The 26,999-nt window shown below is 60.0% G+C and carries 27 protein-coding genes; 4 read left to right on the top strand and 23 right to left on the bottom strand.

Going from position 1 to position 26,999, the window contains the following annotated elements:
- Nucleotides 1-2 precede the first annotated feature (2 nt).
- The 15 genes from KFK14_RS06905 to KFK14_RS06835 form a co-directional block, all read right to left on the bottom strand.
- Nucleotides 3-1,007 carry a tyrosine-type recombinase/integrase gene (locus tag KFK14_RS06905; protein WP_048578765.1) on the bottom strand — a complete coding sequence of 335 codons (1,005 nt, stop codon included), beginning with the start codon at nt 1,005-1,007 and terminating at the stop codon, nt 3-5.
- A complete protein-coding gene (locus tag KFK14_RS06900) occupies nt 1,004-2,362 on the bottom strand; it encodes a tyrosine-type recombinase/integrase (RefSeq protein ID WP_048578766.1) in 1,359 nt (452 codons plus the stop codon). The genes KFK14_RS06905 and KFK14_RS06900 overlap by 4 nt, the downstream gene beginning before the upstream one ends.
- Nucleotides 2,359-3,591: a site-specific integrase gene (locus KFK14_RS06895; RefSeq protein WP_048578767.1), complete on the bottom strand. Its 1,233-nt coding sequence runs from the start codon at nt 3,589-3,591 to the stop codon at nt 2,359-2,361. The genes KFK14_RS06900 and KFK14_RS06895 overlap by 4 nt, the downstream gene beginning before the upstream one ends.
- 66 nt (nt 3,592-3,657) lie before the next feature.
- Nucleotides 3,658-4,101 carry a hypothetical protein gene (locus KFK14_RS06890; RefSeq protein WP_212610363.1) on the bottom strand — a complete coding sequence of 148 codons (444 nt, stop codon included), beginning with the start codon at nt 4,099-4,101 and terminating at the stop codon, nt 3,658-3,660.
- Nucleotides 4,102-4,122: 21 nt separating this feature from the next.
- The gene (locus tag KFK14_RS06885; RefSeq protein ID WP_142634085.1) at nt 4,123-4,599 is read right to left on the bottom strand and encodes a hypothetical protein; all 477 of its coding nucleotides are present in this window, start codon (nt 4,597-4,599) and stop codon (nt 4,123-4,125) included.
- A 59-nt stretch (nt 4,600-4,658) separates the two neighbouring features.
- A complete protein-coding gene (locus tag KFK14_RS06880; RefSeq protein ID WP_212610362.1) occupies nt 4,659-4,943 on the bottom strand; it encodes a hypothetical protein in 285 nt (94 codons plus the stop codon).
- A complete protein-coding gene (locus tag KFK14_RS06875) occupies nt 4,940-5,215 on the bottom strand; it encodes a hypothetical protein (protein ID WP_212610361.1) in 276 nt (91 codons plus the stop codon). The genes KFK14_RS06880 and KFK14_RS06875 overlap by 4 nt, the downstream gene beginning before the upstream one ends.
- A gap of 114 nt (nt 5,216-5,329) precedes the next feature.
- On the bottom strand, nt 5,330-6,088 hold the full coding sequence (locus KFK14_RS06870) for a PRTRC system ThiF family protein (RefSeq protein ID WP_212610360.1): 759 nt from the start codon (nt 6,086-6,088) through the stop codon (nt 5,330-5,332).
- Complete coding sequence (locus KFK14_RS06865) at nt 6,078-6,740, bottom strand: PRTRC system protein A (protein ID WP_212610359.1); 663 nt, start codon at nt 6,738-6,740, stop codon at nt 6,078-6,080. Before KFK14_RS06865 ends, KFK14_RS06870 begins: the two co-directional genes overlap by 11 nt.
- The gene (locus KFK14_RS06860) at nt 6,737-7,555 is read right to left on the bottom strand and encodes a PRTRC system protein B (RefSeq protein ID WP_212610358.1); all 819 of its coding nucleotides are present in this window, start codon (nt 7,553-7,555) and stop codon (nt 6,737-6,739) included. Before KFK14_RS06860 ends, KFK14_RS06865 begins: the two co-directional genes overlap by 4 nt.
- An 8-nt stretch (nt 7,556-7,563) precedes the next feature.
- Nucleotides 7,564-8,598, bottom strand: coding sequence for a hypothetical protein (locus tag KFK14_RS06855; protein ID WP_246524943.1), 1,035 nt, complete (start codon nt 8,596-8,598; stop codon nt 7,564-7,566).
- Nucleotides 8,599-8,728: 130 nt separating this feature from the next.
- Complete coding sequence (locus KFK14_RS06850) at nt 8,729-8,935, bottom strand: PRTRC system protein C (RefSeq protein ID WP_212610356.1); 207 nt, start codon at nt 8,933-8,935, stop codon at nt 8,729-8,731.
- A 47-nt stretch (nt 8,936-8,982) separates the two neighbouring features.
- Nucleotides 8,983-9,417, bottom strand: coding sequence for a PRTRC system protein E (locus KFK14_RS06845; protein WP_212610355.1), 435 nt, complete (start codon nt 9,415-9,417; stop codon nt 8,983-8,985).
- 37 nt (nt 9,418-9,454) lie between these two features.
- Entirely contained in the window at nt 9,455-11,092 is a 1,638-nt protein-coding gene (locus tag KFK14_RS06840) for a PRTRC system ParB family protein (protein ID WP_212610354.1), read from the bottom strand.
- Nucleotides 11,093-11,142: 50 nt separating this feature from the next.
- Nucleotides 11,143-12,105: a DUF7146 domain-containing protein gene (locus KFK14_RS06835; protein ID WP_212610353.1), complete on the bottom strand. Its 963-nt coding sequence runs from the start codon at nt 12,103-12,105 to the stop codon at nt 11,143-11,145.
- A 277-nt stretch (nt 12,106-12,382) separates the two neighbouring features.
- Between KFK14_RS06835 and KFK14_RS06830 the strand changes: the two genes are divergently transcribed.
- Together KFK14_RS06830 and KFK14_RS06825 are read left to right on the top strand one after the other, a co-directional pair.
- Entirely contained in the window at nt 12,383-12,721 is a 339-nt protein-coding gene (locus KFK14_RS06830; protein WP_212610352.1) for a hypothetical protein, read from the top strand.
- Between the two features lie 30 nt (nt 12,722-12,751).
- Entirely contained in the window at nt 12,752-13,042 is a 291-nt protein-coding gene (locus KFK14_RS06825; RefSeq protein WP_246524942.1) for a DNA -binding domain-containing protein, read from the top strand.
- A gap of 230 nt (nt 13,043-13,272) precedes the next feature.
- Here KFK14_RS06825 and KFK14_RS06820 read toward each other — a convergent pair whose 3' ends face one another.
- The 3 genes from KFK14_RS06820 to KFK14_RS06810 form a co-directional block, all read right to left on the bottom strand.
- Nucleotides 13,273-13,791: a winged helix DNA-binding protein gene (locus KFK14_RS06820; protein ID WP_212610351.1), complete on the bottom strand. Its 519-nt coding sequence runs from the start codon at nt 13,789-13,791 to the stop codon at nt 13,273-13,275.
- Between the two features lie 440 nt (nt 13,792-14,231).
- Nucleotides 14,232-15,629 carry an integrase family protein gene (locus tag KFK14_RS06815; RefSeq protein ID WP_212610350.1) on the bottom strand — a complete coding sequence of 466 codons (1,398 nt, stop codon included), beginning with the start codon at nt 15,627-15,629 and terminating at the stop codon, nt 14,232-14,234.
- Nucleotides 15,630-16,330: 701 nt separating this feature from the next.
- Nucleotides 16,331-16,612, bottom strand: a complete 282-nt coding sequence (locus KFK14_RS06810; protein ID WP_212610349.1) for a hypothetical protein — start codon at nt 16,610-16,612, stop codon at nt 16,331-16,333.
- Between the two features lie 435 nt (nt 16,613-17,047).
- Here KFK14_RS06810 and KFK14_RS06805 point away from each other — a divergent pair, with 435 nt between their 5' ends.
- Nucleotides 17,048-18,616 (top strand): tetratricopeptide repeat-containing sulfotransferase family protein, encoded by a 1,569-nt coding sequence (locus KFK14_RS06805; RefSeq protein WP_212610348.1) that lies wholly within the window; start codon nt 17,048-17,050, stop codon nt 18,614-18,616.
- 100 nt (nt 18,617-18,716) lie between these two features.
- Here the strand turns inward: KFK14_RS06805 and KFK14_RS06800 are convergent, their stop codons facing one another.
- From KFK14_RS06800 to KFK14_RS06780, 5 genes are all read right to left on the bottom strand, one after another.
- On the bottom strand, nt 18,717-21,143 hold the full coding sequence (locus KFK14_RS06800) for a TonB-dependent receptor (protein WP_212610347.1): 2,427 nt from the start codon (nt 21,141-21,143) through the stop codon (nt 18,717-18,719).
- Between the two features lie 195 nt (nt 21,144-21,338).
- Nucleotides 21,339-22,313 carry a sterol desaturase family protein gene (locus tag KFK14_RS06795; RefSeq protein ID WP_425516660.1) on the bottom strand — a complete coding sequence of 325 codons (975 nt, stop codon included), beginning with the start codon at nt 22,311-22,313 and terminating at the stop codon, nt 21,339-21,341.
- Between the two features lie 313 nt (nt 22,314-22,626).
- Nucleotides 22,627-23,553 carry a Vgb family protein gene (locus tag KFK14_RS06790; RefSeq protein WP_212610346.1) on the bottom strand — a complete coding sequence of 309 codons (927 nt, stop codon included), beginning with the start codon at nt 23,551-23,553 and terminating at the stop codon, nt 22,627-22,629.
- Nucleotides 23,554-23,583: 30 nt separating this feature from the next.
- On the bottom strand, nt 23,584-24,597 hold the full coding sequence (locus KFK14_RS06785; protein ID WP_212610345.1) for an MBL fold metallo-hydrolase: 1,014 nt from the start codon (nt 24,595-24,597) through the stop codon (nt 23,584-23,586).
- Between the two features lie 17 nt (nt 24,598-24,614).
- Nucleotides 24,615-25,703, bottom strand: coding sequence for an MBL fold metallo-hydrolase (locus tag KFK14_RS06780; RefSeq protein ID WP_212610344.1), 1,089 nt, complete (start codon nt 25,701-25,703; stop codon nt 24,615-24,617).
- A gap of 209 nt (nt 25,704-25,912) precedes the next feature.
- Here KFK14_RS06780 and KFK14_RS06775 point away from each other — a divergent pair, with 209 nt between their 5' ends.
- Nucleotides 25,913-26,998: a putative urea ABC transporter substrate-binding protein gene (locus KFK14_RS06775; protein ID WP_212610343.1), complete on the top strand. Its 1,086-nt coding sequence runs from the start codon at nt 25,913-25,915 to the stop codon at nt 26,996-26,998.
- Nucleotide 26,999: the final 1 nt, after the last annotated feature.

Here is a 26,999-nt window from a genome sequence, read left to right as displayed (position 1 = left end):
ATTTACAGGGTGTCCAGCCACTCCATCAAACTGGCCTCTCGTTTCCACGAAGGAGTAGCGGTGCCTGTTACTGGAACGCCAACCCGCTCCAGCGCCTTGCGCTTCGTTTCCAAATCGGCCTGGGCGTAGTGGTTAGTCGTGTCGAGGCTGACGTGGCCAAGCCAACTGCGGATGACAGTGATATCGACCCCGGCAGCAACAAGATGAACTGCCGTCGCGTGCCGAAAACTGTGCGGGGTTATATGCTTCGATCGCAGGGTCGGTACGGTTTTCGCTGCTTCCTTCACATAGGCGGCGAGCTTGAACCGCACCCCTGAGGCGCCCAAGGGCTCGCCATAGCGGTTGACGAAGATACGTTCATGGGGCGCTCGAGGCTGCCTTGCCAGCAGCGTTTCGAGCAGCATGACCGTTTCCGGCCAAAGCGGGCAGATGCGTTCCTTCTGGCCCTTCCCATAGAGCCGCACGAAATTAGGGGCGTCCAACCGGATTGCGTCTGGGCATAGGTCCAGCGCCTCCTGGATACGCGCTCCCGTGTTATAAAGAAACGAAAGCAGCACATGGTCGCGAAGCCCCGCGAGAGTTGACCGGTCAGGCTGTGCAAGAATGGCCTCGACCTCGTTAGGTTCGAGGTAGAACGGGGCAGAGGTGGGTTCCCGTTTCACCGGCACCGCAAGAACTTCCGCACAATGAACAATCAACTCGGGGTCCTTGCCCGATACGAAGCTGAAAAAGCTACGGATTGCGGAGAGCCGGCAATTGCGTGTGCCGATCGTGCCTTTGCGTTCATTCTCGGCATGATTGAGAAACGCCCGCACCTCGCTGGCTGAAATATCAGCCAAGGTCAGCCGCGCGACCACGCTCTTCTTTCGTTCTGCAACGAATCGGAGCAACAGCCTCCAGGTATCCCGATAAGACCGGATCGTGTGGATCGATGCGTTGCGTTGCTCAGCCAGCCACTCCTGGAAGAACGCTCGCAACAACGTCGGAAAGGGATCGCCCTTTTTCATGACGCCACCTCCAGGTTAAGGCATCGGATGCCAATGGCGCGGAAGCGCTCGTTCGCTTCGTGCAGGAGATCGCGCGTGACGGTTATGTAGACCAGCGTGGAATTGATGTCGCGGTGGCCCATATAGGTGGAAAGGAAGCGCAGCCTTTCCTGAGGATTTACGCCGGTTCTGTACCATTCGAGAATCCGGTTCACGACCATTGAGTGCCGAAGATCATGAACGCGTGGCCCCGCCCTCCCAGAAAGAGGTTTAAGCCCGGCTTGGCGCATGACTTCGGTGATCATTTTGGAGACCATATACGAGCTGTGGCGGCCACTCGGATGATCATGCCAGAACAGCGCAGACTGCGGATCTTGCGAGGCGCCGGCGCCTCGTCTCGCGTCGACAAAAGCGCCCAGCTCGCTCAAGGCGCTGTCGGACAAAGGTAGAATTCTGGTCTTGTAGAACTTCGTGTCCCGGATCGTGATCGTCCCGGAATTGAAGTCCACGTCGCCGAGATTCAGCCTGGCAATCTCCCCGCGGCGCAATCCAGCACAATAGGCCAGAATTATCATGTGCCGCGCACATAGCGGACGGTAGGAAAACGTCCGCGTCGAGTAGGAGCGTGACACGTCGAGCATCAACCGTACGTCACCAGGGCTGAGAATATGAGGTTTCCGATAAATCCGCGCGACCTGTTGCCCAACTCGCGGATCGCACGGTCTTGGGAGCATCTTTGCATCGATGCGATATCGGGCCTTGGTGAGCATCCGCTCCGCTTTTTGGCATTGTGCAGCGTGATGCGGTGTGCGCTTGGCGGCCGCCCATGCGGCTACCATCTTCTCAATACTCTCTCCCGCCAAATGCGGACTAGCCTGAAGAAAGCGATCAAATCTGAGCAGAAGGTCCGCCTCTGTCGTGTATTTGTAACCACGATTGCGCATCAGCGTCACATGGTTCTGCATAAAATCGCCCAAGAAGCTCCCGAAGGGAGCCGGCCGACGAAGCGCCACGAGGGCATCATCCGGATTTGGAGACGCAATAGCCCGCCACACTGGTCTATTGCCCCTTGCACCATGTTTTAACCGAAGGTCAGCAATGGGATTTTTGTCAATCAGGCCACGTTTAAGCAGATAATCGATGAAGTCGTCGACGATATGTATTTCCTGTACCTGGGACGACTTCGGCCAAAAGTTTACCTTACGCTCCCTCATCCATTCGGAGAGCATCTCGCGGCTTAACGCCTGATGCCTTTGAGATACTCGCTCAAAGCTGCGGATAACGGACCGATAAGCTCTGAAGCGCTTCTCCGTCAATTTGCGCGTCTTCAGAAATTCCTCGGCCACTGTATCGTCGGTATCCAGCCACGCGCTCATGACCGCACCCCCGATCCCGGTACTTCAAGCGCCACCCCCCTGAGATCCTCAGTCGCAAGCTTGAGGTAGGTATTTGAGGATTCGACCGACCGATGCCCAAGCAGATCCCCAATGATCTTTTGCGGAACCGAAGCGCGAAGCAACTCGGTCGCGCGCGCGTGCCGAAAGACATGCGGCCCTCGCCTGCCGGGCAGATGGACGCCTGCCGCCGCCAATCGCCTCGACGCCACGTTGTAAACAGTCGTCATCGGGGTGTAGGGCGCCAACGCCAGAACAAATATATTGCGTGATTCTACTTGCGGGCGTCCATGCCGCAGATATTCGATTAAAGCCTCTCCGACCGCATCGGATAGTGGGAGAATAGAAAATGTTCCTGTTTTCCGGTGGCTAACGCGCAATGTCGCCGCTCGCCAATCCAAGTCATCTATTGAGATTCTAACAATTTCACGATCCCTGAGCCCATATGTGGCCAGGATTTGGAGTATGGCATAATCGCGCAAACCCCGGGGCGACTTGTCCTTCGCAGTTTCTTCCAGGACGGCCCTGATCTGGGTGCTATCGATTATCGAAGGTACGCCCTCATAGGCATAGATGCTCGGCCCGATGACAAGGGGAGCAAGATCGGTCAAAACAAGCCTTGCTTGATACAGGTATCGGAGCAACGAGCGGAGCCGCGCCGCAATTCCTGAAATCGATTTACGGCTCATATTGGAGCTACGCATGTCCATATATGCGTCTATGTCACTTACACTCAACGATAAGACGCTATTATCCGACCCCCGGTCCAATTGCCATTTAAGGAAGGTTCTTGCTTCCCACATATTTCCTCGAACGGTTTGATCGGTAAATCCTCGTTCGTCTTCCATCCATCTTCTGTAGCCATTAGCTAAATCACCGTGCAGCTTGGCGGACTCCTCCGCAACTTCTGACTGCGGCGGCCATTGCCCCTGTGCAAGGCTGAGGATTTTACAAATCGCTGTTCGGGGAAGCCTATCCCATCGTGGCGAAGGATACCGACCATATTTGGCTTCGAAGCACTCAGTCGCATACCGAATATACTGATCGACATGTGACGGGGTCACAACCTCAATCGGCAGATCAATCTCCGAAAGATAAATCAGAAATTCGGACGCGTAGAGAACATTGTTCTGGGCAGCCACTGGATTGTAGCGCTTCTCGGTCAAAGATCTGGACAGGTCAGCGATCAGCTCATCATGGATATTCAGCACGTTTGTCTCCTCGGTCGTTTCAGACACCGGAGACGTTCGCAACAAAAATAATGCGCAGCAACGCGGTTAGAAAACGGCGTAATTCTCGTGCATAGCTGACTTCCTTCGCATTATTCCAACCTCGCGATAATACGCTTTATGCGCAGCTGGGCATAATGCATACTTCCCATCGGCATAGGCAACCGCAGCGTCCCAACCATAGCCATGAACGTCGCGGGCATGAAGAATGGCGGGATTGCGGCTGTCAGTGCTGCCCTGCGCGATCTGGCATTCGATGCAGGCGAAGTTCGCGGCCGTGCGCTGGCGCTCGGTTTCCAGTCGGATCGCCTCGTTGAGCGGGCGAAGCGCCTGGACACGCTCGCGGGCACGCGCCATGCGCTCGTCGAGCGGCGCGTCGTTCGGCAGATCGGGGAAGCGGCGCCAGGCGTCGGCGAGCGCATGCGCCTGGTGGGCCGGACGGCCGTGCGCCATCCAGCATCCCGCATCGGCGGGATCGAAGCTGTCGGTCATGGCGATCTCCGATCCGGCGTGTCAGCGGCTGGCGAGCAGCACGGCCAGGGCGCGCGCGAACACATCGTCGCCGGCGTCGTTGACGATGACGGCATCGGGATTGGTGGCGCGCACGGCGCGGGCAACGATCGCGAGTGGCCGCTTGCGCAGCGGATATTGCAGTATCTGATCACGCTCAATCGTGACCAGATTAGTGCGGAGCAGACGCTTCAGGCGGCGGCCCTCGACGGCGCGAAGGAGAAGATCGCTCACCTCGATCTCGAGATCATGATCGCAGGCGATATCGCCGAGGCAGCGCGGCGGTCGGTTGGCCGTGAGCCAGGCATCGACGTCGGTTTCTGTCCACCGGCCGACCTGATGATAGAAGTCCGCCCCGCCCGATCCCTGGTTGCGCGCATGGAAAGCAAGCTCGCCGTCTATCCAGACCTCTGCGGTAAAAGCAGCGGTTTCCTGCGATAGCGCGGCACTATAGGAGATGCGCCGAAGTTCGATTTGCATGGGGGTTCTCCAGATTGCTCCATCACGCGGAGCACCTCCCCCATCCCCTCTCCCCTTCCTCAGGGGCAGCCCGAACTGTCGTCCGCGCCGCAAGGACGGTATTCGGCATCGTAGGAGCGACTGTTCTCGAATTCGGGATCGTCCGTTTCGTCGACCAGATAGCCGGTGACCTCCTCGGCTGGCTCCGCGTACAGCACGGCAGCGACATTCGGAAACAGACGAACAGGGAAAATCCCGCACCCGACAATAGCGTCAGCCTGCCGCATGGCGTCCGCATGATCCTCGGCGGTCACCGCAACCTTGACCCTGATCGTCGTATAGACATGGACATGATAGCCTCTCACGCCGGTATCTCCGACCAGCCACCGGCGGCGCTGATCCAGACCATCCCCAATGCGCGGAGTGGCATTTCCATGCCATCACTGGACTCGGCGAGCGGATCACGCACGAGCACGCTGCCGCGGTCGTTGGCGCGCTGCGGGGCGCGCCCGCCGAGCACCATCAAATCGCCGCGCCCGCCCGGCATTTGAACGATATCACCCGGCCTCACCTTGGCGGCCAGCACGCGGCCAATAGTATAGTGCAGGCTCCAGCCATTTTCCTGAACTGAAGCCATATATGGTCTCCTTTGTGTGGGTTTTTGGGGGCAAAATTCTTCCGTCGCTCCGCCGGATTGACGTGCGGTTTCGGCCGGCATGGGACCGGCTTGCACAGGGTGATGCAGGTAGTCTCAGTCGCCGCGCGGAAGCGGGATCGGGACGGCCTGACCGCTCGCGAGATTGATGAAGGCGCCGGCGTGGCCGATCGAACCGCGGCCAAGCAGATCGAACAACAGCGCGAGGGAGTGGCTCGCCATGACGCGGTTGACGAACAGCGACTGGCGTTCGAGCGCCTCCGCGACCGAGCAAGATGGGGCATCATCGTCGGGCACGCTGTCGTCGGCGAGTTCGGGGAAATATTCGAGCACCGTTGGGAGGCGGCGGCGATCCTTGGCCGCGGCCCGGCCCGGACAACCGATCAGATATTGACCGTCGCTCGCGCGATTACCGAGGTCCATCCAGTAGATGGGAATGTTCCTTTCCTCGGCAAGCGCCGCTCCGATCATCCGGCGAGCCGAGGCGGTGTCGACGCAGGTGATGAGGATATCGGCGCCTTCGACGCCGATCTTGCCGGGCACGCGTCCGTGAACCGCCTTCCAGGCGAGGCCATGCGCGAGGTTGATCCGCTCGGTGAGCGTGTGTGCCTTCGAGTTCCCGAGATCGCAGCGATAGAAAGGCTGACGGCCGAGGTTGGCCTCGGTGACGATGTCGTCGTCGACCACGGTGACATGAAGCGATCGCGAGGAGATCGCGCGCAGCGCCGTGTCGAGCGAGGCGAGCCCCATGAGCATCTGCGCGCCGTTGCCACCGCAGCCTACGAGCAGAACCTTGAGCGTGCGGTCGCCGAATGCGGCGGGAAGATAGTGGCGGTCGCTGGTATCAGGCGGCATGATGGTCTCCTGCGAATGGGCTGCGCGGCAGCGGAAGGAACATGCCGCCCGCGCAGAGGCGCGACGCTCTCGTCGGACCGTCGGGCTGGTCCAACCGGCCGAAGACCAGCGATATCTTCGTCGCATGTGCGTCGTCGGCATCATCGGTGGCGCTGAAGAAGGCCGATCCGGTGCCATGGCTATGGATGTCGCAGACCATATGCCAGTCCGGCTGCAGGACCGGGATGCGGTAGACCAGGCGCGAGGGGGTGGCTTCGTCGATGACGGGAAATTCCACGGCGAACTCCCGCGTCGCCTCGTTCCAGAGAACGAATGCCGCCGCCTCATTCGGCAGGGCAGCGCGTAGAACATCGAGGATCGACCCGAGATGTTCGCTGGGGATGAACCCACAGCGCAGATCTGCCTTGGGGCCGCCGACGCTGCCATAAGGAAGGTGCGCGGCGATCGGCGGCGCGACAGGGATGTCGAGTGCGAGCCATGGGCGGCGCAGGATCAGCAGCACGCCGTCCTTTCCCACGGCGAGGCCATGCCCGACACGAGCCGCGCGAAGTGCGTCGAGGGCGGGCGATCCTCCCTGGAGCGGGACCGGATAGCAGGGCACATCGGCAAGCAGCGCGGCCGCGGTGGGATCATCGGCGATCAAGGCGGTCATTTCGCGCCTCCGATGAGAAGTCCGACCGTGATCGGCTCAGTCGATGTGCGCCGGTCCTGCCGCCGGGCGCCGACGCCGAAGGGCTTGAGACGCTTGATCGGAAAGCGCTTCGCGCGGCGGGCGGCAAGATCGTCCCAGAGCCGGACGAGGCCGCCCTTGCCGGTGACGGTGAATTCCTGTCCCGGATTGGGGTGCGTCGACCAGCTGTCGAACACTGCCCGTTCGAACTCGGGGATGGACGAAATGGTGAGCGCGCGCGGTATCGGGATATTGCCCCAGCAAAGTGAGCCGTTGACGAAGACATTGAGGATCGGTGAGTGCAGCACGCGGGTGTCGGCGGTGGGGCGCTCGTTTACAGGGAGCGCATAGACGCCGAGACGCGACCGGGTGGCGATGAACAGGTGTGCGGGATATGGGACCGGCACCACCGTTCGTTCCGTCAGGACCCGAAGCCCCGCCAAACGCGTCGACAGGTCGAAATAGGCCGGGCGCACCTGTTCCGGCACCCACCAGGCGACCATGTCGGGGTGAGCGACCAGCACGTTTTCGGGCAAGAGTTCCGGCCGGACTGTCCGCCCGAGGGCTTCGGTCCATTGCCGCAGATGCGCGCGCGACAACGGGACGCCCGCGGCGATCGTCGGCCGGCCCTTCTCGTCGGGCTCGACGGCGTGCATGCTGGCGAACGCCGCCGCATCCCCGCGATGGGGGCCGTAGGAACTGACATTGCGCGGCCCCTCGCTGCGGTAGAGCAGGATGGCGCCTCTGAGGACCAGGCCGCCGCCAGCGGCTTCGAACTGGGTTGAATGCTCGGACATGGGACACCTCAAAATTGGGCTGGATCGAGCTGGATTAGCTCTTGCGCTGCGAGCAGGAATTCCGCGCCGAGCCGCAGCGACGCGAACCAGTCGTCGATGTGGTTTGCTTGCCGAAGTGGGCAGAGCCCGGCGAGGTCCATGAAGCCCATCTCCATGCCGTTGCGGCCGACGTCATCCAGTTCGCGCGCGAAGTGGTCGAAGGGAACGAGCGTGAGTGGTGGGAGGGACGAGCATTCCTCGATGCCGGGGATATAGTCGTAAGCGACCTGCAAATCGAAGTCCCAGGCGTTGCGTTCGGGCCGGAGAGAGCCGACGGCTTTATGCGCCGTGCGCAATCTCGCCAGCTTCTGCCGCAGACCGGCTGGGAGGCGCGCCGGTGGCGCCGCGTTTGCCTCGATCATCCATTCGGGCCGACGCGCGTTCATCTCGGACGGCAGCGTGAGTTCATCGAGCTCGTCCGCGTCCGCCCCGTGATAGGCTATCAGGCTTTGACGCGCGCCTTCGTCGTCGATCTCGCCATCCCAATAGTACATCGAGATTTCGTTGAAGAGATCCTGGTAGCCGAACACCGGAAGTACGCGGCCGAGGCACTGCTCGAGCGTCCCGTATGCAGCGGCGCGCCAGGGAATGGGCGCATCGCCGGTTTCGATCCACCCGAGGTCGATCTGGCCCAGGCTCTGACAGATCACGGCAATCGCCAGCGTGCCGTCCTCCTCGTTGAGAATGACGGCGACCCTGAAGTCGGCAATTTCGATGGGATCGAGGATCTGGAGCACGGCGGCGTTGAAAACGCCTTCGATATGCCGACGGGCTGCCGCGCGCGTGTACAGTCCCGACGACGTTTCCCGTGCCGCGACCCAGCGGCCGATCAGCTTGTGATGTGGCGGCAGGGGCGCATCGAAAATAGCGGGGATATCGGCTGAGATCGCGACAACCCGCCCCGCAAGGTCAGCCGAGCGGCGGGAGGCGCAAGCCGGACGGGGATGCAAGCGGCTCGCGGGTTTCGCCTCGGCCGTCACCGGGGTCGGAAAGGATTCGCGCATGGAGCGCCTGGGCCTGCCTGCTACAGGCAGGCTGGGAGATATCGGCCGGGTTGCCATCGTGCTCGATCCATTCGATGAGGCTTTTGCGGGGTGCGGCCGGGATGGCCGCGCGTTTGCGGTGCGGCATGGATCAGCCCTTGGTGCCGACCGCGCGGCGATATTCGGTGACGTGCGCGCCGCCGGTCACGCCAGCGTCAATCATCTCGGCGTTGAGGATCGCCGGGTAGAGGGTGGCGTGATAGGCGCGCAGGGCTTCGGGATCGCCCGCGAGGTGCGGTGGCACGGGAAGATCGATGCCGTCATAGCGATACGCGCGCGTGAGATGATTGATCTGCATAAGAAACCTCCGGGTTGGCGATGATGGTGCGGTGCGAGCGGCGTCGCTCAGAACAGGGTGGCGGGCTCATCCGGCTTGGCGTCGGTCGGCGGGCTGGTCGGCGTCTGGATCTTCGGAGGGCTGGTCGGCGTTGGTGGCTTGGCCGCAGCAGCCTTCGCGGCCTTTGCCTTCGCGGCTTCCGCGGCGGCGGCCTTCGCGTCCTCGTCAGCCTGCCGCTGCTCCGCGATCTGGTCGGCGAGCGTCCTGCGCGTGGCGATAAGTTGGCCCAGCGCGCCATCCGAGCCACGGGCAAGTTCCGCATCAATCTCCGCCGAGCTGGCCGTGATCGAGATCGGCCGGGTCTCGCTGGCTTCGAGCGCAGGAGACTTGGGGTCCGCCTTGCGCGGAATGATCGTCAGGGTGACGGTCTTGTCGGGTCCGGCAAGCAGGTCGAAGCCGAGCGAATAGCGAGCGAGCAGCGGGAGCAGGCTTGTAACAAGCATGTCGGTAGTCCTTTGTCTGGGAGTGTGGGGAAGCGGGTCAGGCGGCGAGTTCGGGGATCGGCGCTTCGGCTTGCGCGGCAACGCGGTCCGGGGGCGGGCCATAGGTGCCGTCGAGGGTCATCGCGCTCGGCAGGCGCCCCGCCCAATCGAAACCGATGCGATTGAGCATGTCGGTGACTAGCTCGGCCTTCTTCGATGCGAGCATCTTGGCGAAACGCTTTTCGCCCACATGCGCGATGAGGCCGCATTCTCGGCCAATGAATTTGAGCTCGTCCTTGGTGTATCGCTCGAGGAACGGCTGATCGACCTTCCAGGTATCGCGCAGGTCGACCTGGAATATGCTCGCGAGATCGGCGACATGAGCGAAGCTGACCACATCCTTGGCGTAGGCGGCGCCGATGACGGACAGCACGTTCACCGCGCGGGCGTCGGGCAGCGCGCGGATCGCCGCGATCTGGGCGCTGTAGTCGAGGTCCGGAAACGAGGGGCCGACCAGCAGGCCGGCACGCGACGTCAGCGTATCGGCCTTGATCTGCGAGAGCGTGCCGGACATTGCCGCGACAAGGATGGTCGTGCGAGCGTGTTCGGCATTGCCCGCCAGTGCCCTGGCCAGTGCGGTTCGCCACGTCGCCTCGCGAAGCTCGGTGGTGCGATTTGCGATCGATTTGGCGGTGACGGCCGGTTTGTGCGCGGCACTGGCGCTGGTCACCGGCTTGACCGGGGCAGCGGGCGTCGGCGCGTCCGTCCCGATGCTGTCCAGATCCAAGGTCGTATCTTCCGAGCGCGGCTGAGAGTCGGTCGATGATACGGTTTCGTCGATCACATTATCGTTTTCGTCATCTTCGACCGTCTCGACGTGGGGCGGAGCTGCGGCCCGTGCTGCCTTCGCCGCGCGCTCCTCTTGTTCGAAACGGATCACCTCTGCGGCTTCCGTCTTCAGATCGAAGCACGCTGCGTTGGTGCAATAGCCGTCGTCGACATGGGTTTCGAAAAGCGCGCGCTGCGTGCCCGAGTTGAACGGGCAGGTCGTGCATTCGCTCTTGTCGAAGCACGCGCTGCCAAGGTGCTGCGTGACGCGCATCAGCAGTTCGCGCGTCTTGTTGACGTCGAGACCGGCTTTCAGGATCGTTTCGAGGGCCTTGTCCTGCTTGTCGCCGGGAACCGCAGCGAGCAGTTCGGCGTGGCCGAGCTTGATCCGGCGTTCGTCGAGCGCGCACTTTACGGTGTCCGAAAGCTCGGCGAGCGCCAGACGGCGATCGAACTTGTCGCGGGACCAACCGAGCCGCAGTATGGCTTCGGCCCGGTCGCCCTGGCATGCCGCGAGATAGCGGACGGCGGCATCCGCCTGCTCGGTCTCCGAAGGGTCGTCACGGTCGTCGTTCTCGGCGATCGCGGCTTCGAGTGCTTCCTGGTCCGTCATCTCGCGGATGATGACCGGCACGTCGCCGTCGGGGCCGTATACCTCCAGCCCCGCCCGGTAACGGCGCTCGCCGGCGATGATGGCGAAGACGTCGCCTCTCGGACGAAGCAATATCGGCTGGATTATGCCGCGCAGCCGGATCGAGGCCACCATTTCGTCGTGCTTTTTCCGGTCGAAATAGCGGCGGGGATTGTCGCCCTTCACGATCCTGGAGAGCGGCAGCGTGGCGGGATAGCTCGGTTGTGGCGGGGTCAAGGCTCGTCTCCTTGTAGAATGTGGCGGGCTGATCAGGGCCGCTTCGGCGTCTATTCCGCCGCGCATGCCTGAATGTGCGGACCGCAGCTGCCCCTCAGGCTGCCTGCCCCAACCACCTCCCCCCTTCCCTCTCTCCCTTCTGTGCGATGCCGGTCGTTCCAGTCGTTGAAGCAGCCGCCGGGGAATCTCGTCTCGATCACGAGGCCGGGCCGCGCATGCGCATGACGAGCCCGCCGCGCACATCGTCGGCCGGGCGGATCGTCGTCGGGGAGCAGAATGAGATGCTGGACCCGCTCGGGAATGGTGACGAACGGCAAGCGATCGGACCCAAGCGCGGCCCAGACCGGAATGCCCAGCAGAAAATGCGCGGACCATGCGGTCTCCCAGCCCTCCGCAAGGCCGAGCAAATCGGTCGCCGCGCCAAAACGAACTGCGCCGCCAAGAGGGCGGCCCAGAAGCCGTTTCGGGGGATCGAGATCAGTGACTGGCAGACCAGTGCAAGAATCGAGGAATAGCCGCTCAAGGGCTATGACGCCGGTATCGCACTCCACGGCGGCAAGCAGCGCGGGGCGGAAACGGACGGTCTCTCCGCGCCCGTAAGGAACCCGATCATGATAGCGGATCGAGGGATGCGGACCAGCCAGTCTGCGTAATGCAAGATAGGCTTCGGCCGGCGTATCGCTGACTGGGGAAGCCTCCTTCCAGAGAGAGCGTATCCGCCCCGACAGCTGACGCTTCCGTCCATCGGGCATGGTGCAGCCGCCTTCGCTCGAAGGGATGCTGCGCCGATCACCGCGAAGTGCGCGAATGACTTCGAGCGTTGAGCAGCCCGCGAAACATTTTAACAGGATGCCGCGTTCACCGACCCGAACGGAAAGGCTTGGGCGATGGTCGTCATGAGCAGGGCAACGGCACATTGCACCCGAGGGCTTCCATTCGCCGCCCAGGGATTTAACGATGCTGGCGGCGGCGGCGTGCAAGCGGGGATCGGCGCTGGTCCGCGAAAGGGCCATGAGAAATTCTCCAGCTGAAGGCTATCCTCCAGCCCAAGCCCCTCTTCCCTCCCGCAACGGCGACGCGACGTGAGATCACGAGGACTATGATGGAGTATGGAGAGAACCTTCCGCGCACGCGGCATCTCTCCTCCGATCCGCATTGACGATGACCGGCGGTTCAATGGTAATACCGCGGAAGGAAGTCCGATGGAGTTCGCCGCAGCCAAGCCTTGTCCGCCTGGTATGCCCGTGCGAATATTTCGACATGCCCTGAGTAAGCGATCCGGAGTAATCTATGCCCGATCTGGAAAGAAAGCTGACGCCGAAAATGCAACAGACGATTGCTGAGCCAAATCCTATGGTTGTGGCCATAGAAAAGCTGATCGATGACGCAAAAGGTGATGAGCGAGCGATTGAGACAATCGTACGCGGATATATCCGCAATGCGATATACGTCTTTCAACGCCATATGGTGATGTGTGCCCTTCGTGATCTCGACCTGAAGAAGGATGATCTGAGTGAGGAGCTAGTGGCGCAGATTGTCGCTGATACGGGAGAACATATGGGAAAGTTTCGAGATTGGTTTCTCCTCGAACTGAACCGCGCCAACGTTAAGCCAAAGTCGACAAACTAGCGCGTGCTCCGCACTCGAAGGAGAGGCAAGGTGAAGAAGCCGAAGATCGAACTGGATCCTGAGGTTGCGGACGAAGTGCCCTGGTCCGACAACATCACGCCCTATGACGATCAGCATACCATCACCTATTTGCGGCTGCTCGATGCTGACGCCGAAGGCGCAGACTGGCAGGAGGTTGCCCGGATCGTGCTGCACCGCGACCCACTCGCCGAGCCCGAGCGCACGCGGCATTGCTGGGAGGATCATCTGCGCCGCGCCAGATGGATGACCGAAACCGGCTACCGCCGGATTCTCACGCAGCAATGGGATACGTTGCAATGACGCTCCGCAACGGGAAGCGGAGATCATCTGCGCTGGATGTTGTCGAGGCCTTTGCTAAAAGTCGCCCCCGCGTCGCGCCAAGCCAATTGGCGCGGCTATTACTCCCGGCGGCAACACCGTTGTCGTCGGGAGACCAGCGCCGAGGTGCCCCGCTCGATCGGGAAGCGTATCGGCATTGATCCTGATCGGCTTTCCCGAGCAATGGCGTGATGCTGAGTCAGGCGGTTACTTCATTGCCTTCGACCTGTGGAGGCGACGGATAGGTCGCCAAGCAAGGCACAAAAGGGTACGCTGTTCCAAAGGCTGGCACAGCCATCTGACGACGGCCCATCATGGCAATTGCGCGCGCAGTCCTGACAGGTCTCTGCGTAGCCGACGAGAAGGGCGCTGAAGCAGTCGTCCATCTTCTTGCGGCCCTCCGCCGTGAACCGCACGTTGGTGCGGCGTCCATCGGAAGGATCGGGCATTCGCTCGACAATTCCTTGCTCCTCCATCGCCGCCAGGCAGCGGCGGGCCGTCATCTCCGACGCTTTCGAGGCGAGCCACATGCTTGTCAGGGATGTCTTCAGTCCTTGGCTTTCGCGCCAATAGAGGTCGAGAAGCATCTCGCCCCCCGGATCGGAACAGACAGATCCAAACGCCGCTGTCGACATCGCTCTTGCGTTGATGATCGACTTGCAAAGAGGCGCGAAAACGGCTGGGCGGCCGTGCACGTCCAGCATGGGTTGAATATGAGCATCCTGTTTCATGGGCATCGCTCTCCGTCCCACTTGGGCGTCATCGGCATACCGCGCCGATGCCCCGCTCTTGCTCCCCCCTGGTCGGAACGGAATGTTCCGAGCGCATCATGCCTGAAATCCCTCGTTCGGCAATTCGCCGTTATGAGGGGAACCGACACGCAGAAGTGGTTAACAAGATGGTATATTTTGGCCGCCCGTACCGATGCTCACGCTTCCTGATATACGACGATCCAGAGGGCGTCGCTCGACAGCTATTTCGAGCTCGGCGGGTTGACTGTTCACGGCATAATGGTAGTGAGCCACTTGTCACTGTAGGTGGCCCAATCAGGTGGCCCATTTAGGGCATTGGAGGGTATTCGAGGGTAATCGGATTGTTGAAAAACAGCGGTTTATTTCCCCTCTGATACCCTGTAGTGCCCTGAAAATCCGGTTCGATTCCCGTAGGGCAGCTAAATAGCAACAGCCTTCTTCGGATCAGCCTTCGATCCCTTTTCGGTGCGCGATCTGGATCGCCGCTGCGGCTTCATCGAAATGACATTGCCTTTGGGATCGAGGATCCGCGCCACCAGCGTCGCTAGTTTTCGAAGGGCAGCCGTTTTCTCGGCTAGGTAATCGTACTGATCATAGACCCCTTCTACTCCGGGAATCACATGCCCCATCACCCGCTCAGAGACGTGCGGCGAAACACCCGCCCGGATCATCAGTGTTTTTCCGGTGCGGCGCAGATCGTGCAAAACCCAGTGCGGGATCGGATGGCCAGCGATCTCCTCCATCTTTGCATCGAGCGCCGCCTTGTCCTTCGTGAAGCCGTTGATCGGACCTTTCAGGCGTCCTTGAAATATGTAGGGAGCACTCTCGCTCGTGGGCTGCTTGCGAACGATCTGCATAACCATGGGAGATAAGCGGATATATTCGGCGTTACCCTTCTCCCGATCTTCGGTCGGAATCGTCCACAAGCCATCGGACGTAAGGAAATCTCGATGCATCAATCTCAGTTTCTCACGCCGTTGGACCGTCAGGAGCAATGATTGGCAGAATGCCCCGAAGGTGCCTTGAGTCTCACAAGCTCGCCAGAAAATCTGGATTTCCTCATCGCTGAGTATACGTTTGCGCTTGCGCTCGGAAGATTTGGTGCGCTTCATTCCGCGCACGATCGGGGACACGAAATCGTCGCCTCGCGCGGCATGCCAGTTGAACATCGCGCTGAGTTGGGCAAGCACCGCGTCCGATTGGGTCGCGCCGCTCGCATCTTGAATCGTGTCGAGCAGTTCTGTCACATCACGCCGGGAAATGGACGTGATCAGACGGTCGCGCCACCGCTCATTGCCATCGAGATCGGCGAAGATGTAGTGGTCGAATATCCGTTGGATCTCGCTGGCAGACCGCAGCGGCGCGAGTGGCTTGCCGCGACCGTCTTTCTGCCCCTCTTTCATAACGTGGCGCTTGAAATACTCGGCGAACACCGACGCGATGGTGTCTGATTCAACTTCCGGCTCAGCCCCAGGGTCAGGCTTGCCGGGATCCGTTCCCTCGGCGATCATCGCTTTCCATTCCCGCGCCTTCTGGCGGGCAGCGTCTAGTGTAAGACGAGAAACACCCTTAGCGACGACGTACACGCGGTCCTTCGCGTCAGCCGGGCAGTAGTCTCCGAGAACACGCCGGCTGGCGTGCCCAGTTGTGCCATCACCTCCTGGAAATCGCGCCATGAGAAGAAACGACACCCGGCGCTTCGGGTTGATGCGAACGATCAACCCCGCCTCGATTTCGTCCATCCACTCGTCGCGGGTCCCAGGTTCAGCAGCTTTCAGCCCTCGGAGCCACGGATCAGAGAATTTTTTGGTAGCCATAGCAGCCTCAAGTGTGCAGCAAACTGTGCAGCAAATCGAGACTGATGCCCGATTTGAGCTTGCTCAGGATGCTGGCGGAGAAATGTGTAAAAATAAAGAGAAATCATATACTTCATGGGTAACGCGATGTACCTCTAGGTTACCCCATGTTCCGCCGTGAGACGTCCAATCCAATTTCTCTTAATCAGCGGGTCCTAGGTTCGAGCCCTAGTGCGTCCACCAAACCTCCATAGCAAATACAGCAATTTACCCCGCGCCGGGTCAGCTCCAAAAGCCGCTTACGATTTGCTTTCTAGCGTATTTATAGCCCCTCTAAGGCTAAAGTCTGCGACTTCCGCGATCATTCCAATCGTGCCATAGTCGTCACATGAGCAGGCTCGATTGGTCAAAAGTTGAATATCGCTTGGCGGACCCCGGTCGCGTAACAAATGTAGATGACTAGGGCATACTGTCTGACCGTCGCGCTGGGCGCAAAGGCACTCCCGTGCACAAAGTTATTAAGGCATCTCCTGCATCGCCTAAAAAGGCCGAAAAGCAGCTCAAGAGAGAAGCAGCACGCGCTGCACACAAAGAACAGCTAGCCAAGAGAAAGGCGTTGAAGGCGGTCAGCCCTCAACGTCAGTTCCCGGAGGTCATCGCGAAACGGCTAAATCAGCGCATGTCCGGCGTCGAAGTATATGTCCGGAAGTGGACAGGCGAAATCATTCGCTCAGATCCAAAAGGAAATTGATGCGGCTGTTTAGCGCGCCACGAAGCCACTGACGGTCGTACTCGCGCCATTCTAACAGCCGCATGGAATGATCGTCCGCGAGCATGTGCGCCGCTCCATGTCCCGTCCGCTTCCCAGCGCCGCAGGGCAGCGACGACCGCCACCATGTCATCCGCCGCCAGCATCCCCAACCCTCGACACCGGACAGAACCTCGCGCTCAACCGATGCGTCGAATGGCCCGAAACACTGCACGAACGGCGATGGCGTCAGCATGTCTGCCTTCCCAGCTTCGCCGCCTGCTTCTGCAAAACCTGGATGCCCGCCATTTTTGTTATGAAGTCCGAGGCGTTAGTGCAGCGGGTCTTAGTAATCCGCGCATCTCCGATATCAGCCCGGCATAAGGATGCGAACTGGGCATCAATCAATCGCCATGTGTAATATGGCGGCCTGTCCTTGCGCCGCAGGAATGTTTTAGGACCATCCAGTGCAATCAGGCGTGATTTCTCATGCGCGGGGGTCGGCTTGGGCAGTGATGACCATTGAACGGACAAAGAGTTTGGCCATCCGGCATGATATATTCGACGCCGAATATCGGGATTGCCCGTTTAGGCAAGCGCATGGCTCCGAATGCCTGGAAGTTTTTCCGATAGCCCACCCCCGTCCCTTCTGGTCTAATCCGCGCGTGAATGCTTTTACTGGAGTTATGATTTGACGCTGGAAGCACAGGCGAGAGCGGCTCTGCGGCGTGGCGATCTGCCTGCCGCTGCTGCCGCCGCCAAGGCGCTTGCCCTTGCCAGCCCGGACGAGCCGGCGGGCTTTTTCCTCCTTGGCATGGCAGCGGCTGAGGCAGGCCAGATCGCCAAGGCGGTTCCGCTGATCGAGGCAGCCGTAGAACGGGGACCGGAAGCGGAACATCTGGCCCAGTTGGCGAGGCTCCTGATCCTGCTGCGGCGGGACGGGGAAGCCGCCAACGCCGCGCAGGCGGCCATGACATTGGCGCCTGGCGACGCGCTGACGCTCGACACTATCGGGTGCGTGCTGGCCCGGCTTGGGGACCATGAGGGGTCGCTCACACCGTTTGCGGCGGCGGTAAAGGCTCAGCCGGGCAATCTGGACTATCGCTATAATCTCGCGGCGGCCAGCGGCTTTACCGGCCGGGTGGATGATGCGCGCGCGCATTATGAAACGATCTTGGCCAAAGATCCCGGCGATGCGCGCGCCCATTATGCACTCGCCATTCTATCGCGTCAGACAGCGCAGGCCAATCATGTGGCTAGGCTGCAAAGCGCGCTGGCCAAGGCCAGCAAGCCGGACGATGCGCTGCGCATTCGGTATGCGCTGGCGAAGGAGCTGGAAGATATCGGGAATAGCGGGGATGCCTTTCAGCACCTTTCCGCCGCCAATGCCGCGCATAAGCGCGCGATCCAGTATGATTTCGGCCAGGATGCCGCGATATTCGATGCGGTCGAAGCGCTGTTTATCGATGGCGCGCATTCGCTTGCGGCCGGGCAAGGCAATGCGGATCTGGCCCCCATATTTGTGGTGGGCATGCCGCGTACCGGAACTACGCTGGTTGACCGAATCCTGTCTTCGCACCGGGATGTTGGATCGGCAGGCGAGCTTCAGGCCATGCCGCTCGCCGTCAAGCGGCTGACGGGCACGTCATCCCGCGTCGTAATCGATCCTGAAACCGTATTGGCGAGCGGCGGCATCAATCCCACCGAGATCGGTGACGCCTATATGGAACGGGCGGGCCATCACAGGCCCAGGGGCGTAGCGCGATTTACGGACAAGCTGCCCGCCAATTTTCTCTATATCGGCCATATTGCGCGCGCTCTGCCAAATGCCCGGATTGTTTGCCTGCGCCGCAATCCGATGGATACTGTCTGGAGCAACTACAAGAATCTGTTCGCCAGCCAGTCCGCCTATTACGCCTATTCCTATGACCTGATGGATACGGCGCGATATTATATGCGCTTCGACAGGCTGATGGCGATGTGGGAACGCCTCTACCCTGATCGGGTGCTGCAACTATCCTATGAGGCGCTGGTCGCCGACCAGGAGGGGCAGACACGCCGCCTGCTGGACCATTGCCGTCTGGAATGGGATGAAGCCTGCTTGTCATTCCATGAGAATAGAGCAGCAGTGGCTACGCCAAGCGCGGCACAGGTGCGCCGTCCAATCAATGCCGATGCCGTGGGGAAATGGCGATCCTATGCAGATGCCCTGGAACCGGCGAGGGCCTGGCTGGAGGCTCAGGGCATCAAGATCATATAGCCGGCGCTATCGCCGTCCAACGCCTGCAGCTTGTTGCGGACGGAAAACAGAACAGGGGTGCTCTCCATTTCTGGAGAGCGCCCCTGTCCCTTTACAGCAATCAATATTTGACGCGCGCTTCGATGCCGAAGGTGCGTGGGTTCGCAATTGCGTGCTTGTAATAGCGCAGAAGGACACCGTCATTGAGGCCGACGCGAGACCTGTCATTCTGGACGGAGACAACGGCGAATTTGTCGAAGATGTTGTTGGCAAACAGGCTGACGCTGTATTTATCACGCTCATAAGTCAGCGACGCCCGATGCATCACATAGCTGGGGAGCTTATCGCCATAGGCGCGATCCCAACCAAGTCGCGTTACGACATTGCCGCGGTACGTTGCCGTCCAGTTGGCGATAAGGCTGCCGTCCATGACAGGCATTGTATAGGTTGCGCCCAAACTGCCGCTGTTCTTAGCGGAGCCGGGCAGGCGATCACCCGAAAGTGCGGCTAGTGTGATGGGCGCGCTGGGATAGGAACCAGCCGGATCGTTGATCGGGATGATGCCAGGTACATCCTCGGTCAGCTTGGCGTCGGTATAGGAATAGGTGCCCTGGATCGAGAATCCGGGGAACGGCCTTACCTGGAACGAGGTTTCGAAACCTTCAGACTTAGCTCCACCGCCATTGACCGTAATGCCAGTAATTCCGTTCAAGGTAGCGGAGTCGACCTGAAGCCCCTGCCATTTGATCTGATATACGTTGAAGTTGAACGTCAGCTTCCTGTCGAAAAGCTGGGTGCGAACACCGACTTCGATATTTTTGGTGGTATCCGGGCCGAACTGGATTTCGTTGGGCAGGGCGCAGATGATCTGGGTGTTATTAACATTGTCGCCGTCAGGATCGTTGGGCAACGGATTGGGGCAAGGCGCTACGCTGTTCGGGCCGCCGATGCGATAGCCCTTGCTGTAGGTTGCATAGGCCATCAGGTTCTCGGAGAAATTGTACGAGCTGTTGAACTTCCACACCCATCCGCTTTTACCGGCCTCCCCGCCTCGCGCGGTCAGCTCATAGGGGCTGAGTGGGTCGCCCAGGATCGGCAGCGTCTGCGCGCCAGCGATATTCGACGTGTACTTGAAGTAGCGGGCACCGGCAGTAACCTGCCAATCCGGTGTGATCTTGAACGACCCTTCGCCAAAAAACGCCGTCTCAGTCACCTTCGACCGGATGTAGCTCACATATTCAAGATATTCGGGATTGGTGACGGGATCGGCCCAGGGATGGTTCGGAATATGCTCGGCATAGTCGCTGCCATAGCGGTTCTCGTTGTAGAAGCCGCCGAGCACCCAACTGAACGGCCCGCCATGCCTGGAGACGAGGCGGATTTCCTGGTTATATTGCTTACGCTTGGTGTGCGATTCATTCCAACTGGTGAAGGCCGGGAACAATTCATAATCATAGTCGAGATCGAGCAGCAGATCCGTATTGTCTCTCTGCGCGTCGGACTTGACTTCGGTATAGGCGGTCGTCGCCACCAGATCAGCGATATCAAATATGTTGGCGTTAACTTCCAGGCTGAGAAGGTGCGCCCGGCGATTTACCGGCTCGGCATAGCGGCTCGCATTCTCATATTTTCCAGTACCCAGAACGCCGACGCTGTTGGATTGGGAGCCGCCGGTTTTGGTCCGCTGGAATGCGTAAGTGATGTTGGCGGAGAAATCCTCGTCAATGTAGAACAACAGTTGGTTGCGTGTCGTGAAGGTTTTCTCGAAATTCAGATCCTTGCGGCCCGTCAGGTTTGCCGCATAGCCAGCGTCAGAAACGCCGTCCGGGCCGTCCGGTTGTGGCAGCGACACGCCCGGCGTCTGGATCAGCAGCGGATAGTCGATAAAGCCGGGATCGTAATAATAGCCCGTGGTCGACCGGAAAGCGATATAGTCCCGGACAATCGGGATATTGAGGACGGCATCGCCCTGATATCCGGGCTTGCTGCCGTGGCTCTTGCCATAAAAGCTGCCATGGACTTCGCCGGAGAAATTGCTGACGTCCGGACGATTTGGGATGTAGCGGATGGCGCCCGCCAGCGTGCCGAGACCATAGAGCGTGCCCTGCGGCCCAAGCAGCGTTTCCACCCGGTTGATGTCGAGCAGCTTGAAGTCGTAATAAAGCGGAACCTCACCCAGATACACGCCGAGAGAATCGTCGTAGTTCGCGCCAGTGGCGTCCACATCGGACGCACTCAGGCCACGCAGCACGATTGATCCGGTTGTACCAGGGCCAGTGTCGGAAATCGTCAGGCCAGGCGTGAAATCAGCCAGATCGCGCACATCCTGAATCCGCTGCCGCGCCAGTTCCTCCGCGCTGACCGCCGAAATGTTGATCGGCGTTTCCATGATCGTCGTGCTGCGGCGCGTGCCCGTGACGATAATATAATCGCCATCCGTTGCAGCGGCTTCCTGAGCCTCCTGCGCCATCACCGGCGTTGCGAGCGCGGCGCTCGTGAATATGGTTGCGGATAAAAGCCCTAGCCTGAGTTTCGCGCGATATGACATGTGTTTCCCCTTTTTTTGGTAAAGCTCTCCCGCGCCCTGACGCCTCTCCGCCAGAACTGGATTGGTCCTTTGATCGAGGACCCCTTTTGAATGCGTCAGCTCCGATTTCCGGATTATTTGCTGACGTAGTGCAGCCCGACTTTCAAAACCTGTCGAACTGGTAAATCCGGCACAATTCCCGCCATCCGCAGCTTATCAACTTGCCGCGACGGCTGAATTTTTCCGTCTCGCCTTGATCTTTTCGATCCATGACAACCATGGGAACATGAACTGCTCCCAGATTGAGAGCCTCCTGCGATCATCTTGCCCAACAAGAATGCCTTCACCCTCACGATAGGTGCCCAGAACGCGATCGATCAGGATCAGCGAATTGGCGTAATTGCAGCGCGTTTCCTCATAACCCACTGAATGATGCAGGCTGTGATGGCGGATTGTCGTGAAGAAGAAGGAATAGAATAGCGGCGGGTCGGATCGCACATTGGCATGCGCGAAAGTGGACACCACGCCCAGTACGTTGAACGCGCAGAACAGCGCAGACTGCTGAAAGTCGAAAAGCGCGACCACGCTTAGGCTGATCAGGAACAACTCCACCGGATTACCCACGGCGCCCTTCATCGCATTCAACTGCGTGATGTGATGATGCGGCGCATGAGTCAGCCAGAAGGGATGCCAGTTATGCATCAGCCTGTGCATCCAATATTGGCCGAATTCGATGAGAAAGATCACCAGCGCGACTTGCAACACGAAGGGCATGTGCGTGGCCCATTCAGTGGTGATGCCAAGAGATTTCTTGGCCGCCTTCAAAGGCTCCTCGGCGAGCGTGCTGGTGACCCAGGCAATGACCGTATAGCTCAAGATCACATAGAAAAGGTCTGTGGCAAATTCGCGCCTGTTCAAACGCCAGCCCGCATGCCGCTCAAACACCCATTCAAGCGAAAGCACGAAGGCCGTGGTCAGGCCGCCCGCTATAAGTATTGACCAATCATTCTTGATCCAGGCCTGAGGACCGTACATCCAGAATAATATGACAGCCGCAACCATTGCCGGGGGAATGAGGTTGACCAAGGTCCTCCCGATCCCACTCTGCCCCGCCCGCGCATCGTAAGCGCCGCCAGCGACGGATCGAAGGTCGCCCGAGAGAGCAGCATTATGAGCAGGAATCTGATCCACAAAAGATCTCCCCAATCAAGCCGGTGACCGGCCCAACATTTCGATCCTCTCTCTCTCGGTGATGTCGCTCTGAATGGCGATATGACACACGGTATTGATATTACTTATTGCGTCAAGAGTATTAATTATGAGGTTGCCCGCTACGCCTGCGTCTTTCGATAAACGCCAGAAAACGGCGCTTTTCATAAATGCGGTCGCGCGCAACCCGCGTAGATGAAAGTCACTTGGTCCAAAAATGCGCTTAACATCGTTGAATGAAAGCGGCTGGCATCCCGCTGATTCGTAAACCGCGTTCCTGGATGAAGAGGCGCGGCTATGGCTTCTCCTTCGGCGCAGCGCTCCACCAGGACAGGGTATGAACGTCATGCGCGCTGGTCCAGATGCCAGAGGGCGTATAGCGCAAGGCCCCGCTGCCCGCCGGCTTACCCGCGCGTACGAGTATCTCCATCGATTTCGGATCGATCGCCACGAAGGTCTGGTCTTCGGTAGTGCGAAGCCAAACCACTCCGCCCCCCGCGTCGATATCGCCATAGATCAGCGTCTTGCCGACCTTGACGCGACCGGACACGGCGGCGGCGGCCGGATCGATGCGCGCCAACGTACCGTCACCCTGTTCCTGCACCCAGACGGCGCCCTCGCCCGCAACAAGAAAGCCCGGTTGCTTGCCCAGCGCGATCGTGTGGGTCACTGCATTGACTTTAGGATCCACCCGCTGAAGCGATTGCGCCTTGCCGCTTGCCGCCCACAGCGCATCAAATCCGAAGGTCAGATAAGACGTGCCCGGCGCTACTTCGATGGAAGCGACCACCTTGTCAGTGGCCGGATCTATCCGGGATATCTTGCCGGTCGTCTCGCTGGGCGCCCATATCGAACCTGCGCCCGCAACGACGTTCAATTCGCCACTGGGGCCTAAGCCAACCGGGATAGTTGCGAGTATGCGCGCCGTCTTGGCATCGATCCGGTAAACCTCGCCGCCTTTGCAATTCGCCACCCAAAGCGAACCGAAAGCCATCGCCATCGCGCCGCAGGGCTTTGGCATGTCAACCGAGGCCTGCTTACCCTTGGTCGACCATTTTTCGACGCGGCCGTCATTTGTTGTCCACACGGAGTCGCCATCCACCGCCAGAAAATCGGCGAAGCCAGGCACGGTGAATTCCTGCTCACTCAGCGCTTTTGGATCCGGTGGGGCCGCAGCGCACAGCGCAACCAATGACAGCGTCAAACCAATGGGCTTTTTCATGCTCTCATTTCCCTCTGACAATGTGGCGCCTCACCCGTAACGATATGGATTCCTGTCGATCGTGGTCGTGCCCCGCGTCTGGTTGCAGAGGAAAACCGTGCCGGTGAAATAGATGCCGGGTTCAGTGATCTTCTGGGCATGGGCGAAGGCTTCACGCAATTGCTGCACGGTCATCTCCACAGGCGCCTCGTCAGGCTGCCAGGTCATGCCATAGGCGTAATCCTGGCCGTCCTTGCTGATCTCCACATGGCAGCCCATGACATGGGTCACCGGATGCGTATCGCAAAAGTCGATCAGCCGCTTCATGCTGTCGAACCAAGGCTGCCAGAAACTGATGTAGCAGCGTCCGCGGTAGAACATGTCGCCGGTGTAGAGAATCTGGGTGTAGCTGTCATAATAGGCGAACTCCGACACCACATGTCCGGGCGATCCCCAGATCAATATGTCGCGCCCGCCAAGGTCGAGCGTCACCCGCTCCTCCGGGAAATTGGTCATGCCCCAGAAGCCGACCATCTCCTCATGCGTCTGGCCCATATAGCGCGTGTTGGGACGATCAGCGAACTGGTTGACCGCCATATAGTGATCGCCATGCAAATGACTGTAGGCGACCAGCAACTCCAGTCTGGCGGGATCACGGCCATTGCGGGCGCACCATTCGTTGATGCACTGGTCCACTACGCCGCGAAGGTCCCACTCATTGCGCAATTGCGTGAACCCCTCGTCCAGCAGCAACACACGGTCGTTGCCGAAGTAGAGCGGGGCGAAGGGCGCCTCGTAACTATACGCCTTGTTCTGCCGCAGGATCGCGGTGTGCGGATTGTACCAGTGGACCTGGACCGGAGGATCGGTGTTGTCCATGCAGGACGACGACCCGCAAATCCATCTTTCCGGGAAGCCGCCCTTTGCGGGAAGGTCGCTCTTGAAATCAATGGGAGCCGGGCGGGCGGCGGCCGACGCCGCCTGGGCGATGCCGGTCATCATTGCGCCAGACAGCGGCACAGCGGCGGCAACGGCGTTGTAGGTCAGGAAAGTGCGGCGATCCATATAAGCTCTCCCGATCTTCAGAAATGGAATGGCGGCGTGATATTGGGTACGCCCTCTGGCCAGACCCGTGTGCGCTGATCCGGACTGACGCCGTTGAAAAGCGCGAAATCGGGACGGATGAGCATCATGTCCTTGCCCTGCACTTCACGGGCATATTGCAGCGCCTCATCAATCAGCGCGGGCTCCATCTCCAGCACGCGTTCATAGGGTTTGTAATTGACGAAGCGCCGGTAATATTTGCCCGGCACGAACATCATCTCGATATGGCCGCCCATGATCCATTTGACCGGCTGGCGCGTAGCAAAGCCCTTGAGCCGCTCCAGAGAGGCCACGAAATCGCCGTCATTGCTGATGTTGATCTTGCCGGGAAACAGAAGGTCGCCGGTAAACAGGAAATCGCAATAGGGATCGTAGAAGCTGACGCCATCCTTATGCGTGCCCGGCGTTGGGATCACCTCTATCACGCGATCGCCCAGATCGATCTTGCCGGTACCCGCAGGCCAACTGCTTCCCAGGCCGTAGAAGCGCTTCATCACTTCCAGCGGCTTGGGCACGATCGTCGTATCCGGCCGCCCCGCAAATTGCACCAGGCCCTGATTTTGCGCGATATCCTCGCCAGATGTCAGCGCAACAGTGAGCGGCACCTTGCTCCGCCCGCGCGCCTGCCCCCATCGCGTAATGATGGCGTCCACCGTCTCGCGCAACGGATAATGCTGCGCGTCCGCAGTGGCGCCGCTGTCGATCAGCAGGGCGCCCTTGTTGCCGAACAGTAGATAGGTGAAGGGCGCCTCCCAATGCGCGCAGACATTCTGCCGCAGGATGAAGCTGTCCTCATTATACTGCACGACCTGAACGCGCGGATCGCGGTTCGTAGCGGCGACGTTGGAGCCGAATATCCAACGGAACGCCAGATTGCCGGGCGCGGCGGCGTCGCATGCATAATCATGGACAACAGCCTTCTTGCGATGCAGCGGCACAGCGCTGTCCGTATTGCGGACGCCAACGGGATTATAGTCCAGGTCGGGATTGCCGTTGGGGTAGGTGCGCGCTGCCGCTGACTGCGAAGCGCCGGTTGAAGATGGTTTTTTTGTGGAACTCTGCGCCATCGAAATCCCCCGGATATGAACCGTCGAGCAGCTTTCGCCACAGCGCCTTCCGATGCATGCTCTCCCCGTCGACGCGTCTTGTGGATCGAAGCCCGTCCGATCAACGCTGCGGCCATAGTATTGATATTACCAAATGCCGCAATAGTAATAATGATGCATGGACAAAGGTTCGATTTGCGGCAATGCTGCAGTGCGAAAGGGGACGAATCATGCTCAACCGGATTCGCGGCGCGGGAAAAATCGCACTCATGGCGTGCGCACTCATGGCGGCGTCCTGCTCACCCTCATCGAACGCGCCACAGGAGCCGCGAACCGAGTTCAGCATCGGTTGGTCGATTTATGCAGGCTGGATGCCCTGGCCATACGCCCAGCAGGCCGGCATCGTGAAGAAATGGGCCGACAAATACGGCCTCAAGATCAACATCGTCCAGGTGAACGACTATGTGGAGTCGGTGAACCAATATACCGCCGGGAAGCTGGATGGCGTCACGGTTGCGAACATGGACGCGCTCACAATCCCCGCAGCGGGCGGCAAGGACACCAGCGCCATCATCGTCGGCGACTATTCAAACGGCAATGACGGGATCATGCTGAAAGGCGCGGACAAGCTGGCTGCAATCAAGGGCCGACAGGTTTATCTCGCGGAATTGTCGGTATCGCACTATCTGCTTGCGCGTGGCCTTGGGTCCATCGGCATGGCGTTGACCGACGTTAAAACGGTGAACACGTCGGACGCGGACATTGTCGCGGCCTTCGCCGCCCCGGAGGTGACCGCCGCCGTCGCCTGGAACCCCCAGCTTTCTGTGATGAGGGCGGCGCCGGGCGCGAAACAGGTATTCAGTTCTGCAGATATTCCCGGCGAGATCCTCGATCTGCTGGTCGTCGATACAGCTACGCTGAAAACCAACCCCAATCTCGGCAAGGCGTTGGCTGGCATCTGGTATGAAACGACCGCGCTGATGCAGCGGCAGGATGCGGAAGGAAAAGCGGCGCGGGCCGCCATGGCGAAGCTTGCAGGCACCAAGCCGGAGCTGTTCGACAATCAACTGTCCACCACCTATCTCTATGCCGATCCGAAGGCGGCCGTCGCGGCCACGTCAGCGCCCGCCCTCATCACCACCATGACCCGCGTACGGGATTTCAGCTATTCCAAAGGGCTGTTCGGTCAGGGCGCAAAATCCGCTGATGCGGTCGGCATGGCTTTTCCAGGCAACAAGACGCTGGGGGACGCCAGCCACATCACCCTGCGCTTCGACGCGAGCTATATGCAGATGGCCGCTGATGGTAAGCTCTGAT

The sequence above is a fragment of the Sphingobium phenoxybenzoativorans genome, from assembly GCF_018286635.1.
GTDB classification, from domain to species: domain Bacteria; phylum Pseudomonadota; class Alphaproteobacteria; order Sphingomonadales; family Sphingomonadaceae; genus Sphingobium; species Sphingobium phenoxybenzoativorans.
The sequence above is the reverse complement of the archived record's forward strand: the minus strand, read 5'-3'. Positions and strand labels throughout refer to the sequence as shown.

Bases quoted from the DNA above. Each gene is read 5' to 3' on its own strand.
- KFK14_RS06905 (WP_048578765.1), bottom strand. From the start codon at position 1,007: ATGAAAAAGGGCGATCCCTTTCCGACGTTGTTGCGAGCGTTCTTCCAG.
- KFK14_RS06900 (WP_048578766.1), bottom strand. From the start codon at position 2,362: ATGAGCGCGTGGCTGGATACCGACGATACAGTGGCCGAGGAATTTCTG.
- KFK14_RS06890 (WP_212610363.1), bottom strand. From the start codon at position 4,101: ATGACCGACAGCTTCGATCCCGCCGATGCGGGATGCTGGATGGCGCAC.
- KFK14_RS06885 (WP_142634085.1), bottom strand. From the start codon at position 4,599: ATGCAAATCGAACTTCGGCGCATCTCCTATAGTGCCGCGCTATCGCAG.
- KFK14_RS06875 (WP_212610361.1), bottom strand. From the start codon at position 5,215: ATGGCTTCAGTTCAGGAAAATGGCTGGAGCCTGCACTATACTATTGGC.
- KFK14_RS06870 (WP_212610360.1), bottom strand. From the start codon at position 6,088: ATGCCGCCTGATACCAGCGACCGCCACTATCTTCCCGCCGCATTCGGC.
- KFK14_RS06865 (WP_212610359.1), bottom strand. From the start codon at position 6,740: ATGACCGCCTTGATCGCCGATGATCCCACCGCGGCCGCGCTGCTTGCC.
- KFK14_RS06860 (WP_212610358.1), bottom strand. From the start codon at position 7,555: ATGTCCGAGCATTCAACCCAGTTCGAAGCCGCTGGCGGCGGCCTGGTC.
- KFK14_RS06855 (WP_246524943.1), bottom strand. From the start codon at position 8,598: ATGCGCGAATCCTTTCCGACCCCGGTGACGGCCGAGGCGAAACCCGCG.
- KFK14_RS06850 (WP_212610356.1), bottom strand. From the start codon at position 8,935: ATGCAGATCAATCATCTCACGCGCGCGTATCGCTATGACGGCATCGAT.
- KFK14_RS06845 (WP_212610355.1), bottom strand. From the start codon at position 9,417: ATGCTTGTTACAAGCCTGCTCCCGCTGCTCGCTCGCTATTCGCTCGGC.
- KFK14_RS06835 (WP_212610353.1), bottom strand. From the start codon at position 12,105: ATGGCCCTTTCGCGGACCAGCGCCGATCCCCGCTTGCACGCCGCCGCC.
- KFK14_RS06830 (WP_212610352.1), top strand. From the start codon at position 12,383: ATGCCCGATCTGGAAAGAAAGCTGACGCCGAAAATGCAACAGACGATT.
- KFK14_RS06820 (WP_212610351.1), bottom strand. From the start codon at position 13,791: ATGAAACAGGATGCTCATATTCAACCCATGCTGGACGTGCACGGCCGC.
- KFK14_RS06815 (WP_212610350.1), bottom strand. From the start codon at position 15,629: ATGGCTACCAAAAAATTCTCTGATCCGTGGCTCCGAGGGCTGAAAGCT.
- KFK14_RS06810 (WP_212610349.1), bottom strand. From the start codon at position 16,612: ATGCTGACGCCATCGCCGTTCGTGCAGTGTTTCGGGCCATTCGACGCA.
- KFK14_RS06800 (WP_212610347.1), bottom strand. From the start codon at position 21,143: ATGTCATATCGCGCGAAACTCAGGCTAGGGCTTTTATCCGCAACCATA.
- KFK14_RS06790 (WP_212610346.1), bottom strand. From the start codon at position 23,553: ATGAAAAAGCCCATTGGTTTGACGCTGTCATTGGTTGCGCTGTGCGCT.
- KFK14_RS06785 (WP_212610345.1), bottom strand. From the start codon at position 24,597: ATGGATCGCCGCACTTTCCTGACCTACAACGCCGTTGCCGCCGCTGTG.
- KFK14_RS06780 (WP_212610344.1), bottom strand. From the start codon at position 25,703: ATGGCGCAGAGTTCCACAAAAAAACCATCTTCAACCGGCGCTTCGCAG.
- KFK14_RS06775 (WP_212610343.1), top strand. From the start codon at position 25,913: ATGCTCAACCGGATTCGCGGCGCGGGAAAAATCGCACTCATGGCGTGC.